Origin of the sequence: Fluviibacterium sp. S390 (assembly GCF_049800695.1) — a bacterium.
Taxonomy (GTDB): domain Bacteria; phylum Pseudomonadota; class Alphaproteobacteria; order Rhodobacterales; family Rhodobacteraceae; genus Meridianimarinicoccus.
In genome coordinates this window covers 338,924-353,276 of the sequence record NZ_JBNAFN010000001.1, presented here as the reverse complement: position 1 = coordinate 353,276, position 14,353 = coordinate 338,924, and the positions used below count along the sequence as shown (strand labels likewise).

Below are 14,353 nucleotides of genomic sequence, written 5' to 3'. Positions count from 1 at the left end.
ATGTCCCAAGGCGATCACTCGGTTGCATTCGTCCGCCACGATCCACTCCCGCCGCAGGCCCCGCCGGTGTCGCAGGCCGGGGTGATCGGCTGGCTGCGCACCAATCTTTTCAGCTCGATCGGCAATTCGATCATGACGCTGATCACGCTCTACGTCATCTACGCCTTGCTGGCCGCCATCGTGCCGTGGATCGCCAATGGCGTCTGGGATGCCTCGTCGATCCGCGAATGCCGCGAGCAGTTGCAGGGCGTCAATGCCGCCTGCTGGGCGGTGATCGAGGAACGTTGGCCGCAACTGGTCTTCGGTAACTACCCGCCCGAACACTACGGCCGTGCCGTGCTGGCCTTCGTGCTGCTGTTCGTGGCCCTGGCGCCGGTGCTGTATTTCGGCTTGCCGCGCAAGATGCTGTGGTTCACCGGGCTGTATCCGTTTCTGGCCTACTGGCTGATCTGGGGCGGCACGCTGTGGATCCCGATCATGGCGCTGGTCGGCGTGGTCGTCGGCTTCGTGGTGTTCCGGCTGCTGGAAGAAAAGTCGTTCTTCGGGGCAATGGTGGCCGCATTGGCCGCGGCCTTGGCCTTCTGGATCGTGCTGACCGCCCCCCTGGCCGAGGCGCTGGCCGGTGTGCTGCCGCTGGCCCTGACCCCGGTGGCCAGCCGCGAGATCGGCGGCTTCATGATCAACTTCATCCTTGGCACCAGTGGCATCGCCCTGTCGTTGCCGCTGGGCATCATGCTGGCGCTGGGGCGGCAATCGACCCTGCCGATCATCAAGATGATCTGCGTGATCTTCATCGAGTTCGTGCGCGGCGTGCCGCTGATCACGCTGTTGTTCGTGGCCTCGGTGATGCTGGCCTATTTCCTGCCGCCGGGCACCAATTTCGACCTGATGCTGCGCGTCATCATCATGGTCACCCTGTTTGCCGCCGCCTATATGGCCGAGGCGATCCGGGGCGGTCTGGCGGCCTTGCCCAAGGGCCAGTACGAGGCCGGTGACAGCCTTGGCCTGGACTATTGGCAGAAGATGCGGCTGATCGTGCTGCCGCAGGCCCTGAAAATCTCGATCCCCTCGATCGTGAACATCGCCATCGGCCTGTTCAAGGACACCACGCTGGTGTCGATCATCTCGATGTTCGACGTGATCGGCATGATCCGTGGCCCGATCCTGTCCTCGACCGAATGGTTCGGGGTCTACTGGGAGCTTCTGGGCTTCGCCGGGGTCCTGTTCTTCGTCTTCTGCTACGGCATCTCGCAATATTCTCAATGGCTGGAGCGCAAGCTGGCCACCGATCATCGTTAAGGAGCCGGTCATGAGCCAACCCATCGACGCTGCCCCCGCTGTTCCGAGCCATCTGGAAGTCTCGGATGAGGTCGCCATCGAAATCAGCGGCATGAACAAGTGGTACGGCCAGTTCCACGTGCTGCGTGACATCGACCTGACCGTCTATCGTGGCGAACGCATCGTGATCTGCGGCCCCTCGGGGTCGGGGAAATCCACGCTGATCCGCTGTATCAACGCGCTTGAGGAGCATCAGGCCGGGAAGATCACGGTGGATGGCACCTTGTTGTCGTCGGACCTGAAGAACATCGACAAGATCCGTTCCGAGGTTGGCATGTGCTTCCAGCACTTCAACCTGTTCCCGCATCTGACCATCCTTGAGAATTGCACGCTGGCGCCGATCTGGGTGCGCAAGACCCCCAAGCGCGAGGCCGAGGCCACGGCGATGCATTTTCTTGAAAAGGTGAAGATCCCCGATCAGGCCAACAAGTACCCCGGCCAACTGTCGGGCGGTCAGCAGCAGCGGGTGGCGATTGCACGGTCGCTGTGCATGAAACCCAAGATCATGCTGTTCGACGAACCCACCTCGGCGCTGGACCCCGAGATGATCAAGGAAGTGCTCGACACCATGATCGAGCTGGCCGAGGACGGCATGACCATGCTGTGCGTGACCCATGAAATGGGCTTTGCGCGGCAGGTGGCGAACCGGGTGATCTTCATGGATGCCGGCCAGATCGTCGAGCAGAACGAGCCGGAACCGTTCTTCAACAACCCGAAAAGCGAGCGGACCAAGCTGTTCCTGAGCCAGATCCTGGGACACTGACGCCCCGCAAGACGAACAATGCCTGGCGGCCTCTGTGGGGACACCCCCGCGGGGGCCGCAGACGTTCAGGGCACGCTGTAGCGCATCACCGTCTCAAGGGCGTCGAACATGGCGTTGCGCCGGTCCTCGACCGGTTCAAATCCGTAGCGATCGTAAAACGCCCGTGCCCGGCTGTTGTCGTGGAAAACGCACAGGTGCAACTCGGGATGCAGGGTGGCGGCGTGGTCCAGCAGGGCGCGTCCGAAGCCGTGCCCCTGCCACGCGGGCAGGATGAAGAGCCCGCCGATTTCGGCCCCGAGCAGGGACAGGAAGCCGACGCAGCGCCCGTCTGTCTCGTACATATGGGTGTCGGCGACTTGCAGAAGCTGGGTCGCGATGAGCGTGTCGGCCTGCGCGACGACCTCGGCGCTCAGGAAGGGGTGGGCCTGGGCATTGGCCTCGCGCCAGATGGCCATGACGGCGGCTTTGTCGCTGTCGGTATAAGGGCGGATCATGAAAGCGGCATCCGTTCGGTTTGAAGCGCCGGTGTGTCCGACCATTGGCTGCGGTTCCCGAAGCGTCGGGTCAGTCCGTCAATTCACGCGGGACGATGAAGTCCAGCACCTTGCCCGTGCCGGGCTTCAGGTCGGACCAGGCGTCGATGGGAAATTCCAACACCAGCGTGGCCAGCGTCGGATAGATGTCGAAGCGCGGATGCGCCGGGGCGGCTTGCACAAGCTGGGCGGCCAGATCTCCGACGCCGGGGTTGTGGGTGAGCAGGATCACGGTGTCGCCGCTGGCCTCGCTCAGCGCCGTGCGCAGGGCCTTGGCCGAAGCGAGATACAATTCGGGCATCAGCGCCGGTGTGGGCGTGGGCGGAAAGTGCGGCGCCAGCCGGTCCCATGTCTCGCGGGTGCGGGCGCTGTCGGAACACAGGATCTGGTCGGGCACATGGCCGCGCGCCGCCAGCCAGGGGCCGATCGCGTCGCAGGAGCGCCGCCCGCGTGCGTTCAGCACCCGGGCGTGATCGTCCAGGTCCGTGTCCTGCCACGAGGACTTTGCATGGCGCATCAGGATCAGGCGTTTTGGCATGGGTGGAAGGCTCTCATGTGGAACGCGGATTGGTCGGGGTGACGCCCGGAGGCGGCCCCCAGCGGGCAGGCGCGGCGTGCGGCGCAGCCCCGTGTCATGCAGTCCTGGCCTGCCGCGCGATCCAGAAAACCATGACAGGCGGCAAGATCATAGCCCCGATCGGCGCTGAACGCGGATACCGGGCAGGCCGACAGGCAGGGACGCGCCGCGCATGTGTCGCAGGGGCTGGCCGCGGCGGGCTGGGCGGGCGCCGCCCAGGGCAACGCCACGGCAGCCCGGAAAGACACCCAAAGCCCGGCCGTGCGGCTGACCAGCAGCCCCATGGGCGCGGCCCAGATCCGGGCGCTGCGCAGCGCCCAGGACACGAAAGGCGGATAGGGCGGGCCATCGGAGGGAAACAGGGCCATCCCCCCGACCGAGGCCGCCACCGGCGTCACCAGCCGCCGCGAGAGCCGATCCAGCGGGTCGGACAGGCCGTCGCGCATCTCGGGCGCGGTTTGGGCCAGGGTCCAGAAGCCGGGTTCCTGCGGCGCGACAAGGGCGATGCTGGTGAAATCCGGCGGCATGCCGTCGCTGGCTTCCAGCGGCACATGGGCCGCCTGCAACAACTGGCAGTCCGCAAGGGCCCGCTGAAAGGCAGCCGGGCCGGTCACGCGCTTCGGATGATCGACCCGGCACCGTGATCGGTGAAGAGTTCCAGCAGGCAGGCGTTGGGGGCACGCCCGTCCAGGATAACGGCCGCCCGAACGCCGCTTTGCAGGGCCGCCAGCGCGGTTTCGGTCTTGGGGATCATGCCCCCGGCGATGGTGCCGTCCGCCGTCATCTCGCGAATTTGCCCCGCGGTCAGTTCGGTCACGACAGTGCCCGTGGCATCCTTGACGCCCGGCACGTCCGTCAGCAGCAGCAGGCGATGCGCCTTCAGCGCCCCGGCGATGGCCCCGGCAGCGGTGTCGCCGTTGACGTTCATGCTGTGGCCTTCGGCATCGGCGCCGATCGGCGCGATGACCGGGATCATGCCGGCCTCGAAAATGGTGCGCACCACGTCGGTGTTCATCTGTTCCGGGGTGCCGACGAAGCCGAGGGACGGATCGGTCTGGCGGCAGATCATCAGGTTGGCGTCCTTGCCCGACAGGCCCACCGCGCGCCCGCCCTGGCGGTTGATCGCGGCCACGACACGTTTGTTCACGAGACCCGCAAGCACCATTTCCACCACGTCCATCACCGGCTGGCTGGTGACGCGCTTGCCGTTGACGAACTCGAACTGGATATCGAGCCTGCCCAGCATCTCGTTGATGGCCGGGCCGCCGCCATGAACGATGACCGGATGCACGCCGACCTGGCTCATCAGCACGATGTCGCGGGCGAATCCGTCCATCGCCTCGTCGCTGCCCATCGCGTGGCCGCCCAGCTTGATGACGACGGTCGCGCCCTCGTAGCGTTGCAGGTAGGGCAGGGCCTCGGACAGGGTCCGGGCGGTGGCGATCCAGTCGCGGGTCATGTCGGTTCGTTTTCTCATCATCGGGATCCAGAAGCGTCCGCCGGTGTTATTATGTTGCGCGGGCGCTGCCAAGAGGCCGATGTGGATCGCCCCTGGCAGGCCGGGGCCTTCGGCGAGAGTATTTTCGCCAAGAAGAAGCCGCCGCCGCTGGGTCAGCTGCAGGGCGTCGGCGCGTCAGTCGCGCAGGCCGTGGATGGTGCTGCGCAGGGTCGGCAGTCCGAGGCCCTTTTCCGAGGAGGTGGCGATCAGTTCGGGAAAGGCGGCGGGGTGCTTGGACAGCGCCTTGCGCACCTGCGCCAGCATCGGGTCGCGATCCTTTTCCTTGATCTTGTCATCCTTGGTCAGCACCACCTGGAAGGGCACGGCGGATCTGTCCAGCAGGGTCATGATTTCCTCATCCACCGGTTTCACGCCGTGGCGCGAATCGATCAGCATGAAGGCGCGGCGCAGGGTCTGGCGCCCCGACAGATAGGATTTCAGCAGGCGCTGCCATTTCTCGACCACCGCGACGGGCGCGTTGGCAAAGCCATATCCAGGCAGGTCGACGATGTAGAGGTCGTCACGTTCAAAGAAGTTGATCTCTTGCGTGCGGCCTGGGGTGTTGGACGCGCGCGCAAGCCCCTTGCGTCCGGTCAGCGCGTTGATCAGCGAAGATTTTCCGACGTTCGAACGGCCGGCGAAGCAGACCTCGGCGCGGTCGGCGGCGGGCAGGCCCGACATGGCGACCACGCCTTTCACAAAGGTGGTCTCGCCGGCGAAGAACTTGCGCGCGGCTTCGGCGGTGATGTCGTCGGGCTCGGGGGCGAGGGGGAAGGGCAGCATCATCGGGCAGCCTCCAGCGTGGCCAGGTCGGCGCCGCGAATGGCGTCGAGGTTTCGGGTGAGCTTGTCGAGCGGCCAGTCCCACCAGGCGATGGCGAGCAGGCGCGCGACGGTACCGGCATCGAACCGCGTGCGGATTTCGCGCGCTGGGTTGCCGCCAACCACGGTGTAGGGCGCCACATCGGCGGTGACGACGCTGCGGGCGGCAATGATGGCGCCGGGGCCGATGGTGATGCCGGGCAGGATCAGGGCTTCGGTGCCGATCCAGACGTCGGCGCCGATCACCGTGTCGCCGCGATTCTCCGCCGCCCAGCTGGCCGGATCGAATCCTTCTTCCCAGCCGTGGCCGAAGATGTTGAAGGGAAAGGTGGAAAAGCCGCCCATGGCGTGGGTGGCGCCATTCATGATGAAGGTGGCGCCGCGTGCGAGGGCGCAGAACGGGCCGATCACCAGCCGGTCACCGACGAAATCGAAGTGATAGCGCAGGTTGCGGTCGAAGAAGTGTTCTGCCCCGTCCGGGTCGTCGTAGTAGGTGAAGGCACCAACCGAGACGTTGGGCCGGTCTTTCGCCAGCGGACGCAGGAACACCACCTGGTCGATGCCGGGCATCGGGTGCAGGACATCGGGGTCGGGGGCATTCATGCCAACACCTCTACCGTGTCGCCCACCCCGATGGCGCCGGGCTTGGTGACCACGGCCTTGATGCCGAAGTCGATGTGACCCCAGTGGCGGCGCAGCAGTTGCAGGGTGGTCACGTCATGGGTGCCGGTGTCGGGGTTGGTCTCGGTGGCGCGGCAGCGGGTGATGCGTTCGTCCACGCGCAGCTCGGCACTGCCGATGCGCAGGGTGCGGCCGACCCAGTCCAGTTCCTCGAACGGGGCCAACCCGTCGAGCCAGAGGTTGCCACGGAACCGCCGCATGTCCAGTGCCTGGCCCGCAACCTCGCCCAGGGCGTCCAGCGCGGCGCGGCCCAGGATGGCAACCGAAGGGAAGGGGGCATCGCTCATCCCCTCTGGTGGGGCCTTGATCACCCGTGTCGGGGCCGGGCGCTCGGCGGGGTAAAGCGGGCGCAGCCAGTCGATCAGGCGCGGACCTTCTGTTGCGGGATCGATGATCAGGTCCGTATGCCGGGGGTGGCTGAGATGGATGCGATCGCCGATGGTGCGCGCGGTGATTGCCATCAGCTCGGGCCCATAGCAACCGCGCGCAAAGTTACGGCAGGGCTGCCAATCACCGGTGTCGGTGGCGTCACCGGTCAGGACAGCCCAGGCCCGGTCGCCCGGCAGGGGGCGATCCGGGGTCAGTTGGGTGGTTTCCAGAGGCTCGGCGCCGATGCCCTTGATCGGGTGACGCCAGATGGCGGCGAGCCTGTGGGTCATTCCTTCGACGCTCCGGCCTTCTTCTTGAAGCTCGAGAGGATGTTGCCCAGGATGTCTGGCTTGAAGCCGTGGGTGCGCATGATGAAGTACTGCTGCGAGAAGGTGATCACGTTGTTGGCGATCCAGTACAGCACCAGGCCACTTGCGAAGCTGCCCAGCATGAACATGAAGATCCAGGGCATCCAGGCAAAGATCATGGCCTGGGTCTTGTCGGTGGGTGCCGGGTTCAGTTTCTGCTGCAGCCACATGGAGACGCCGAGGAAGATCGGCAGGATGCCCAGCGACACGATCGCAAAGATCGACCCGGGATCGGGCACCCCGTAGGGCAGCAGCCCGAAGAGGTTCAGGATCGACGAGGGATCCGGCGCTGACAGGTCGCGGATCCAGCCGAACCACGGCGCGTGGCGCAATTCGATGGTGACGAAGATCACCTTGTAGAGCGAGAAGAAGATCGGGATCTGCAGGATGATCGGCAGGCAGCCCGAGGCCGGGTTGACCTTTTCCTTCTTATAGAGCGCCATCATCTCTTGCTGCATCTTCTGCTTGTCGTCGCCGCAGCGTTCCTTCAGCTTCTCCATCTCGGGCTGAAGTTCCTTCATCTTCGCCATCGAAGAATAGGATTTCCAGGCCAGGGGCAGGACCAGCGCCTTGATGATCAGGGTCAGGACGATGATCGACCAGCCCATGTTGCCGATGATGCCGTTGAGGAAGTGCAGCAGCTGGAAGATCGGCTTGGTCAGGAAGAAGAACCAGCCCCAGTCGATGCTGTCGACGAAGCCTTCGAAGCCCAGATCCTGCTCGTAGTGCTTGATGGTTTCCCATTCCTTGGCCCCGGCGAAGAGGAAGGTCTGCACCTCGACCGTCTGGCCGGGTTCCACTGTCTGGGTCGGCAGGCGGGTTTCGGTCTGGTAGATGTCGGCGTTGGCGACGTATTTGGCGACCGACAGGAAATTCTGGCCGGGGGCCGGCATCAGCGCGGTCATCCAGTATTTGTCGGTGAACCCGATCCAGCCGTTGGCGGCCACGTCGATGATCTCGGCGCGGGCGGCTTCCCGGTCGACGTAGTCGAGATCCGGCATGTCGCCGTATTCGATTTCTTCCAGCGTGCCGTCGGACATGCGCACGACGCCTTCATGCAGGATGAAGAAGTTGGTCAGTTCCGGCTCGCCATGGCGGGCGACAATGCCGTAAGGGGCCAGTCGCTGGGCGGTTTCGCTGGCGTTGGTGACCGACTGGGTGACGGTGAAAAGATACTCTTCGTCGACGCTGATCACGCGGCGGAAGGTCAAGCCGGCGCCGTTGTCCCATTCCAGTGTGACCGGGCTGGTGGGGGTCAGCTTGTCGCCGCTCACCAGCGACCAGGGGGTGTTGGCCCCGGGGACCTGTTCGAAGGTCAGACCCGCGCCGGGCGCCCAGCCATAGAGCGCATAATAGGCATGTGAACCGCCCACCGGGGACAGCAGCGTGACGTTGGGGCTGTCGGGTTCGATCGTGTCGCGATAATCCTTCAGCGCGATATCGTCGAGCCGGCCGCCGGTCAGCGCGATGGAGCCTTTGAGCTCGGGGGTGTCGATGGTCAGGCGCTCGGAAGCGGTCAGGGCCGCGCTGCGCGTTTCGACGGGGCTGGCTCCGGGGGCCGGGGCCGCAGTGCCGCCGGCAGGCGGGGCAATGGCGATGCCATCCTGCGTCGCCTGCGCGGTGGAATCGGCCGCGGGTCGCTGGGGCTGGACCGGCGGTTCCTCTGGCGGAAAGAGCAGAAACCAGCCGAGGATCACCAGGAAGCTGAGTGCCGTCGCCAGAATCATATTCTTGTTTTGATTGTCCATGTAGAACACCGCCTCGAAACTTGGGATTGCGGGCAGGTTCAACAGGCGCACCGGACAAAGGTCAAGCGGTTTTAGGCCGCAGCCTCTGCAATGTCGTGAATGAGCGCGCCGCGAATCGGTGGTTCAGCCCAGTTTCCGGTGCAATGGGGCGGGTTTGGGCAGGCGATGGCGCAACTCGTGGACCCAGGCGGGCAAATCGTCTTGGGGCATCGGTCGCGCGATGCCGTAGCCCTGGACATGGGTGCAGCCCAACTGTGCCAGCATGGCGTGCTCGCCGGGTGTTTCCACGCCTTCGGCCAGGGCATCCAGATCCAGTCGCTCGGCCATGGTCACGATGGCCGAGATCATCTGCTGTTGGTTCCGGTCGTGATCCACCCCGGTGACGAAGGACCGATCGATCTTGATCCGGCCCACCGGGAAGCGCCGCAGCGAGGTGATCGAGGCATGGCCGGTGCCAAAGTCGTCAAGGTCCAACCCGCAACCATAGGAGGCGAGCATCTGGATATTGCGGGCCACCACATCCCCGGAGGTGCCGGAGACCACGGATTCGAGGATTTCCAGCGTCAGCCGGTGCGGCAGAATATCGAAGCCATCCAGTTCCCAGGCGATCTTGTCCGCGAAGGCCGGGTTGCGCAGTTCGGCCAGGGTCACGTTGACGCCGATACCGGGGATGTCGAGGCCGTCCGTGTCCCAGGTTTTCAACGCGAGGTAGGCGTGGCGGCGCATGACTTCGCCCAGGCGTTCGAAGCGGCCGGCGGCTTCGATCTCGGGGAAGAACTCGGCGGGCCCAAGAAGGCCGCGATCCGGATGAACCCAACGGGCCAGCGCCTCGACCCCGCTGATGTCGCCGGTATCATTGGACACCTGCGGCTGAAACCACGGGCGGATCTGCCCGCTTTCCAGAGCGTCCAGAGCGCGGGTGATGCGCGCGGTGTCGGGCACCTGCGGCACCGGTCGGGCGGGATCATGGACCCGGATGGATCCGGCACCGGCGTATTGCGCGCGCTTCAGGGCGGTTTCTGCCGCGGCCAGGACCGCGTCCCCGGATCCGGACGCGACCTGCGCCGACAGCGCAATGCCCACCGAGAAGGACAACCGCTGCGGATCCTCGCCCACGGGGATCGGATCGGAGAGCCTGGCCTGAAGCCGCGCACCGATTTGCAGCGCGGTTTCCAAGTCGTAACGCGCCGCTGGGGCCATCGCGATGGCGATCAGCCCTGGCGCAAGCGCCGCACAATGATCCTGGTCGCGCAGCGTCTGCTGGGCCCGGTCCGCCAGCGCGTCCATCGTCCGGTCCAGCGTTGCGGGGGAATACCGTTCCAGCAGGCGTGGCGTGTCGTCCAGGTTCAGCAGGATGCAGACAGTCTGGCCCTGCGCAGCATCCCTGTCGGCGCAAAGCGCCCGGATCAGGCGTTGCCGTGGCGAAGCCAGCGGCAGTTGCGCCAGCCGATGCCCCGCCCGCCACAGGGGAAGCCACGCCAAAGCCAGCACCACTGGGCCCGACAGGGCCATCCCCCAGGCCACGTCACCGGATTTCAGATACCAGAACAGCGCCAGAAGCGGGGCCGAGGCCGCCAGCCCCCATTGCCCCCGAACGACAGAGGCGAGGAAATGTATCCCTGAGGGCAGTGTCTGTCCCGGAACCGGCATCGCGTTCCCCTTCGGCCAAGCGTTTCAGGTGACGCTAGGGTGGCGGCCTTTGGGGAAGGTTAATGCAACGGCGCGATCTGGGACGGAATTAGATCAAATTGTCCGGATCTGCGGGTTCGGACGTCCCGCGCGTCAGCCCGGCGAAATCGAACAGCTTGGGATCCAGAAGATGCGAGGGCCGCGCGTTCATCAGCGCCCTGAACATGACCTGCCGGCGGCCGGGGGCGTTGGCCTCCCAGCCATCGAGGATCTGCTTGACCTGCTGGCGTTGCAGCCCGTCCTGACTGCCGCACAGATCACAGGGAATGATCGGATATCCCATCGCCTGCGCGAATTTCTGACAATCGGCCTCGGCCACATGCGCCAGCGGACGATAGACAAAGAGATCGCCTTCCTCGTTCACCAGTTTCGGCGGCATGGTGGCCAGCCGCCCGCCGTGAAACAGGTTCATGAAGAAGGTTTCCAGAATGTCATCGCGATGATGGCCCAGCACCACCGCCGAACAGCCTTCCTCGCGCGCGATCCGGTAGAGATGTCCGCGCCGCAGGCGGGAACACAGCGCGCAGAAGGTTCGGCCCTGGGGGATCTTGTCCATCACCACGGAATAGGTGTTCTGGTATTCGATCCGATGCGCAACGCCCATGCGCTCCAGAAATTCGGGCAGGACGGTTGCGGGAAACCCCGGCTGGCCCTGGTCCAGGTTGCAGGCCAGGATCTCGACCGGCAGCAGCCCGCGCCATTTCAGTTCGTGCAACACCGCCAGCAGGGTATAGCTGTCCTTGCCGCCCGACAGGCAGACCAGCCAGCGGGCGTCGCGTTCGATCATGCCATATTGCTCGATGGCCTCGCGGGCATGGCGCACGATCCGCTTCCGCAGCTTGCGGAATTCGGTGGTTTTGGGCGCACCGTGGAACAGCGGGTGAATGTCATCGGCATCATCAAGCATGGCCAGCCCCTAAACCCGCGCCCGCAACAGATCAAGCGTTCCCGCGCGAACCGGTGAATTTCCTCGCGCCCCGCGTGTCCCCTGCCTAAGGTAAGCGAAAACCCCGATTTCAGAGAGAGCAGGATGCCCGATTACATCTTTTCCGTCCGCAAGATCCGCAAGGGGGCCTTCCTGCCCGAACCCGGCCCGGCGCATTTCCTGGAAGTGCCGGATGACGCCAAGGTCCACGACCTGGACCACAAGATCAGCCGCGCAAGCTGGTTCAAGAAAGTGCAGGAGGATTGCACGGGGCGGGTCAACCCGATCACCGGCGAGGATGTCGGCGATATCGTGGTCTACGTGCATGGATTCAACAATTCTCTGGACGCGGTGGTGACCCGGCATCGGTTCATCAAGAAGTGCTTTCAGGACTTCGGTTTCGAAGGCACCGTGGTCAGCTTTGACTGGCCCTCGGATGACAGCGCCCTGAACTATCTTGAGGATCGCTGGGATGCCAAGCAGACAGCCAACCAGCTGGTCAAGGAAGGCATCGCCAATTTCGTGCGCCTGCAGCGCCCCGATTGCGAGATCAACCTGCACATCATGGCGCATTCCATGGGCACCTACGTGGTGCGCGAGGCCTTCGACGATGCTGACGACCGGCGCCAGCTGGCGGCGAAAAGCTGGGCTGTCAGCCAGGTTCTGCTGTTCGGCGCCGATATTTCGGCGGGCTCGCTTGCGGCGGACAGTTCGAAGTCCTCATCGCTCTATCGCCACTGCGCGCGTCTGACCAACTATTACAACCACTTCGACAATGCGCTGAAACTGTCCAACGTGAAACGCATCGGCGTGTCGCCCCGCGCCGGTCGTATCGGCCTGCCCGACGATGCCCCCGACAAGGCCGTCAACATCAGCTGCACCGAGAGGTTCGATGCGTTGCCCGAAACCTTCAAGAAAGACGATCTGGCCGGACACCGCTTCTATTTCGAAGACACCGAGTTCATGCGCGACGCTTTCTACACGATCCTCGGGGACACCGACCGGCACAACATTCCCACGCGCGCACGTCTGGGCGACAAGCTGATCCTGAAACCCTGACGGACCGGAGCGCCCGTCCCGGGGCATTGCGGGCTTGCAAAGATCGCTTGGGGCTCCGCCGGGTCGCATCTGAACCGCTGCCCCGCCCGAACTCCGGGCGCGCCTCGTTCTTCTTGGGGGCAATACTCCCGCCGGAGGCAAGAAGTTCGCACTGCCAGAAGTCAGAAGCGGTCAGTCCGGGACGTTGTCGATGCCCGATCCGCCCCATGGATGGCAGCGGGCAATGCGCCGGGCGGCCAGCCAACTGCCCTTGATGGCCCCGTGGGCGGCAAGGGCCTCCAACGCATAGGCCGAACAGGTGGGGTGGAATCGGCAGCCGTGGCCGACCCAGGGCGACAGCAACAGGCGGTAGGCGCGCACCGGCAAAGCGACGACATGGGCCAGCGGGCTCATGTGCGGGCGGCTTTAGGGGCGTGGATCTTGGTCAGGGCGCGGGACAGATCGCCCTGCATCTCGGCAAAGGGGCGCTGGGCGGTGGCGTCCTTGCGGCCCACCAGCACGTAGTCCCAGCCGGGCTTGCCCTGTTCTGCGATCACCTCGCGCGCCAAGGCGCGCAGGCGGCGCTTGGCGTGGTTCCGGGCCACCGCATTGCCGACCTTCTTTGAACAGGTGAAGCCCACGCGGATCACATCGCCCTCGGCCTCACCGTCCCGCCTTTTGCGGCCCTGCAGGACAAATCCCGGCATGGCACGATAGCGCCCGCGCGACGCCGCCAGAAAATCGGTGCGCTGGCGCAGGGTCTGGATGGGATGGCAAACGGCAGAAAGGCCGCCGTCGCAAGGCGAGGCGGCCATATCAGGCTGTTCCACGGTCAACTCGGGCACCGTCATGGACGGAGCCAACGCCCTCAGGCGCTGAGCGACTTCCGGCCGCGGGCGCGGCGGGCGTTCAGGATCTTGCGACCGGCCTTGGTGGCCATACGGGCGCGGAAACCATGACGCCGCTTGCGGACGAGATTGCTGGGCTGAAAGGTGCGTTTCATCGCGCCGTCTCCATTTTCTTGTGCGGGACCGCGAACGGGATTCGCGGGCATCGGAATTCGAAGCCCCGCTCCTAGAGCCTAATCCCGCGCCCGTCAACGTCGCTGGCCGGAAATCTGGCGGGTTTTTCCGCCCTTTCCGCGATTGTTACAGAAAAACCGCCCTGGCTCACAATCCCCTACAGAAGATCAAGGGCCCGTGAGAGGGGCTTCCGCGACCGCTCCAAAGGGGGCATGTCCAAGGCATGGGTTGGCAAAGGGCACCGGCATGAGCGACATTCCCACGACTGAAAACCTTGGTCCCCTGAAACGGTGGCTGCCGCTGGCGGTGATCGTGGCGGTGGCTGCGGTTGGCGCCTTTACCCTGCGCGATGTGCTCAGCTTCGAGGCGCTGGCGGCCAACCGCGAGGCGCTGCTGGCGTTCCGCGACGCCAACTACACCATCACTGTCGCGGCCTTCATCGCGCTCTATACACTGATCGTAGCCTTCAGCCTGCCCGGTGCCACCATTGCCACCCTGACCGGCGGGTTCCTGTTTGCCACCTTTCCCGGCGCGCTGTTCAACATCGTTGCGGCCACCCTTGGCGCAACAGCGATCTTCCTGGCCGCGCGCTGGGGGCTGGGCGATCGGCTGGCGGCGCGGATGGATGCCTCGAAAGGCACCGTCGGGCGGATCAAGACGGGCATCGACGAAAACCAGTGGGAAATGCTGTTCCTGATCCGGCTGGTGCCGGCGGTGCCTTTCTTCGTGGCCAACCTGGTGCCAGCGCTGGTGGGCGTGCCGCTTTTTCGCTTCGTGGTCACCACCTTTCTGGGCATCATCCCCGGCGCGGTGGTCTATACCTCGGTCGGCGCCGGTCTGGGCGAGGTCTTTGCCAGCGGCGCGACCCCGGACCTTGGCGTGATCTTCGAGCCGCATGTGCTGCTGCCGATCCTCGGCCTGTGCGCGCTGGCGGCGCTGCCGATGGGTCTGAAGGCGCTGCGCGGCAGGAAAGGGATCTGACC

Annotated in this window: 17 protein-coding genes; 4 read left to right on the top strand and 13 right to left on the bottom strand. The window is 65.1% G+C overall.

All coding sequences use genetic code 11. The annotated features are described in order from the left end of the window. Both ACP15K_RS01720 and ACP15K_RS01715 read left to right on the top strand, forming a co-directional pair. Positions 1-1,299, top strand: a complete 1,299-nt coding sequence (locus tag ACP15K_RS01720) for an amino acid ABC transporter permease (RefSeq protein WP_193139685.1) — start codon at positions 1-3, stop codon at positions 1,297-1,299. 10 nt (positions 1,300-1,309) lie between these two features. After that, positions 1,310-2,101, top strand: coding sequence for an amino acid ABC transporter ATP-binding protein (locus ACP15K_RS01715; protein ID WP_319022417.1), 792 nt, complete (start codon positions 1,310-1,312; stop codon positions 2,099-2,101). Between the two features lie 65 nt (positions 2,102-2,166). Here ACP15K_RS01715 and ACP15K_RS01710 read toward each other — a convergent pair whose 3' ends face one another. From ACP15K_RS01710 to ttcA, 10 genes are all read right to left on the bottom strand, one after another. Then, on the bottom strand, positions 2,167-2,595 hold the full coding sequence (locus ACP15K_RS01710; RefSeq protein WP_193139683.1) for a GNAT family N-acetyltransferase: 429 nt from the start codon (positions 2,593-2,595) through the stop codon (positions 2,167-2,169). 70 nt (positions 2,596-2,665) lie between these two features. Then, entirely contained in the window at positions 2,666-3,172 is a 507-nt protein-coding gene (locus ACP15K_RS01705; RefSeq protein WP_193139681.1) for a SixA phosphatase family protein, read from the bottom strand. Then, on the bottom strand, positions 3,157-3,825 hold the full coding sequence (locus ACP15K_RS01700) for a ferredoxin (protein ID WP_193139679.1): 669 nt from the start codon (positions 3,823-3,825) through the stop codon (positions 3,157-3,159). The genes ACP15K_RS01705 and ACP15K_RS01700 overlap by 16 nt, the downstream gene beginning before the upstream one ends. Beyond that, positions 3,822-4,688: an acetylglutamate kinase gene (argB, locus tag ACP15K_RS01695; protein ID WP_226925632.1), complete on the bottom strand. Its 867-nt coding sequence runs from the start codon at positions 4,686-4,688 to the stop codon at positions 3,822-3,824. Before argB ends, ACP15K_RS01700 begins: the two co-directional genes overlap by 4 nt. A gap of 156 nt (positions 4,689-4,844) precedes the next feature. Beyond that, complete coding sequence (gene yihA / locus ACP15K_RS01690; RefSeq protein ID WP_424989649.1) at positions 4,845-5,495, bottom strand: ribosome biogenesis GTP-binding protein YihA/YsxC; 651 nt, start codon at positions 5,493-5,495, stop codon at positions 4,845-4,847. Then, the gene (locus ACP15K_RS01685; RefSeq protein ID WP_193139675.1) at positions 5,492-6,133 is read right to left on the bottom strand and encodes a CatB-related O-acetyltransferase; all 642 of its coding nucleotides are present in this window, start codon (positions 6,131-6,133) and stop codon (positions 5,492-5,494) included. Before ACP15K_RS01685 ends, yihA begins: the two co-directional genes overlap by 4 nt. Then, positions 6,130-6,870, bottom strand: coding sequence for an MOSC domain-containing protein (locus tag ACP15K_RS01680; protein ID WP_424989648.1), 741 nt, complete (start codon positions 6,868-6,870; stop codon positions 6,130-6,132). Before ACP15K_RS01680 ends, ACP15K_RS01685 begins: the two co-directional genes overlap by 4 nt. After that, positions 6,867-8,696 carry a membrane protein insertase YidC gene (yidC, locus tag ACP15K_RS01675; protein ID WP_193139671.1) on the bottom strand — a complete coding sequence of 610 codons (1,830 nt, stop codon included), beginning with the start codon at positions 8,694-8,696 and terminating at the stop codon, positions 6,867-6,869. Before yidC ends, ACP15K_RS01680 begins: the two co-directional genes overlap by 4 nt. A 123-nt stretch (positions 8,697-8,819) precedes the next feature. After that, positions 8,820-10,346, bottom strand: a complete 1,527-nt coding sequence (locus tag ACP15K_RS01670; RefSeq protein WP_424989647.1) for an EAL domain-containing protein — start codon at positions 10,344-10,346, stop codon at positions 8,820-8,822. 88 nt (positions 10,347-10,434) lie between these two features. Beyond that, positions 10,435-11,292 carry a tRNA 2-thiocytidine(32) synthetase TtcA gene (gene ttcA / locus ACP15K_RS01665; RefSeq protein WP_193139666.1) on the bottom strand — a complete coding sequence of 286 codons (858 nt, stop codon included), beginning with the start codon at positions 11,290-11,292 and terminating at the stop codon, positions 10,435-10,437. Positions 11,293-11,415: 123 nt separating this feature from the next. On the opposite strand from ttcA, the gene ACP15K_RS01660 reads away from it, so the two are divergent. Then, positions 11,416-12,369, top strand: coding sequence for an alpha/beta hydrolase (locus ACP15K_RS01660; protein WP_424989646.1), 954 nt, complete (start codon positions 11,416-11,418; stop codon positions 12,367-12,369). Positions 12,370-12,540: 171 nt separating this feature from the next. Here the strand turns inward: ACP15K_RS01660 and yidD are convergent, their stop codons facing one another. From yidD to rpmH, 3 genes are read right to left on the bottom strand one after another with little or no spacing between them, the layout of a single operon-like run. Further along, complete coding sequence (gene yidD, locus ACP15K_RS01655; protein WP_193139662.1) at positions 12,541-12,762, bottom strand: membrane protein insertion efficiency factor YidD; 222 nt, start codon at positions 12,760-12,762, stop codon at positions 12,541-12,543. Further along, positions 12,759-13,199: a ribonuclease P protein component gene (gene rnpA / locus ACP15K_RS01650; RefSeq protein ID WP_394355438.1), complete on the bottom strand. Its 441-nt coding sequence runs from the start codon at positions 13,197-13,199 to the stop codon at positions 12,759-12,761. Before rnpA ends, yidD begins: the two co-directional genes overlap by 4 nt. Positions 13,200-13,216: 17 nt before the next feature. Next, complete coding sequence (gene rpmH / locus ACP15K_RS01645; RefSeq protein WP_012177012.1) at positions 13,217-13,351, bottom strand: 50S ribosomal protein L34; 135 nt, start codon at positions 13,349-13,351, stop codon at positions 13,217-13,219. A gap of 265 nt (positions 13,352-13,616) precedes the next feature. Between rpmH and ACP15K_RS01640 the strand changes: the two genes are divergently transcribed. After that, positions 13,617-14,351: a TVP38/TMEM64 family protein gene (locus ACP15K_RS01640; protein ID WP_193139660.1), complete on the top strand. Its 735-nt coding sequence runs from the start codon at positions 13,617-13,619 to the stop codon at positions 14,349-14,351. Positions 14,352-14,353 lie beyond the last annotated feature (2 nt).

Excerpts from the sequence above, each read along its gene's own strand:
- ACP15K_RS01685 (WP_193139675.1), bottom strand. The coding sequence starts at position 6,133 with ATGAATGCCCCCGACCCCGATGTCCTGCACCCGATGCCCGGCATCGAC.
- ACP15K_RS01710 (WP_193139683.1), bottom strand. The coding sequence starts at position 2,595 with ATGATCCGCCCTTATACCGACAGCGACAAAGCCGCCGTCATGGCCATC.
- rnpA (WP_394355438.1), bottom strand. The coding sequence starts at position 13,199 with ATGACGGTGCCCGAGTTGACCGTGGAACAGCCTGATATGGCCGCCTCG.
- yidC (WP_193139671.1), bottom strand. The coding sequence starts at position 8,696 with ATGGACAATCAAAACAAGAATATGATTCTGGCGACGGCACTCAGCTTC.
- yidD (WP_193139662.1), bottom strand. The coding sequence starts at position 12,762 with ATGAGCCCGCTGGCCCATGTCGTCGCTTTGCCGGTGCGCGCCTACCGC.
- ACP15K_RS01660 (WP_424989646.1), top strand. The coding sequence starts at position 11,416 with ATGCCCGATTACATCTTTTCCGTCCGCAAGATCCGCAAGGGGGCCTTC.
- ttcA (WP_193139666.1), bottom strand. The coding sequence starts at position 11,292 with ATGCTTGATGATGCCGATGACATTCACCCGCTGTTCCACGGTGCGCCC.
- ACP15K_RS01670 (WP_424989647.1), bottom strand. The coding sequence starts at position 10,346 with ATGCCGGTTCCGGGACAGACACTGCCCTCAGGGATACATTTCCTCGCC.
- ACP15K_RS01680 (WP_424989648.1), bottom strand. The coding sequence starts at position 6,870 with ATGACCCACAGGCTCGCCGCCATCTGGCGTCACCCGATCAAGGGCATC.
- rpmH (WP_012177012.1), bottom strand. The coding sequence starts at position 13,351 with ATGAAACGCACCTTTCAGCCCAGCAATCTCGTCCGCAAGCGGCGTCAT.
- ACP15K_RS01640 (WP_193139660.1), top strand. The coding sequence starts at position 13,617 with ATGAGCGACATTCCCACGACTGAAAACCTTGGTCCCCTGAAACGGTGG.
- ACP15K_RS01720 (WP_193139685.1), top strand. The coding sequence starts at position 1 with ATGTCCCAAGGCGATCACTCGGTTGCATTCGTCCGCCACGATCCACTC.
- argB (WP_226925632.1), bottom strand. The coding sequence starts at position 4,688 with ATGAGAAAACGAACCGACATGACCCGCGACTGGATCGCCACCGCCCGG.
- yihA (WP_424989649.1), bottom strand. The coding sequence starts at position 5,495 with ATGATGCTGCCCTTCCCCCTCGCCCCCGAGCCCGACGACATCACCGCC.
- ACP15K_RS01705 (WP_193139681.1), bottom strand. The coding sequence starts at position 3,172 with ATGCCAAAACGCCTGATCCTGATGCGCCATGCAAAGTCCTCGTGGCAG.
- ACP15K_RS01715 (WP_319022417.1), top strand. The coding sequence starts at position 1,310 with ATGAGCCAACCCATCGACGCTGCCCCCGCTGTTCCGAGCCATCTGGAA.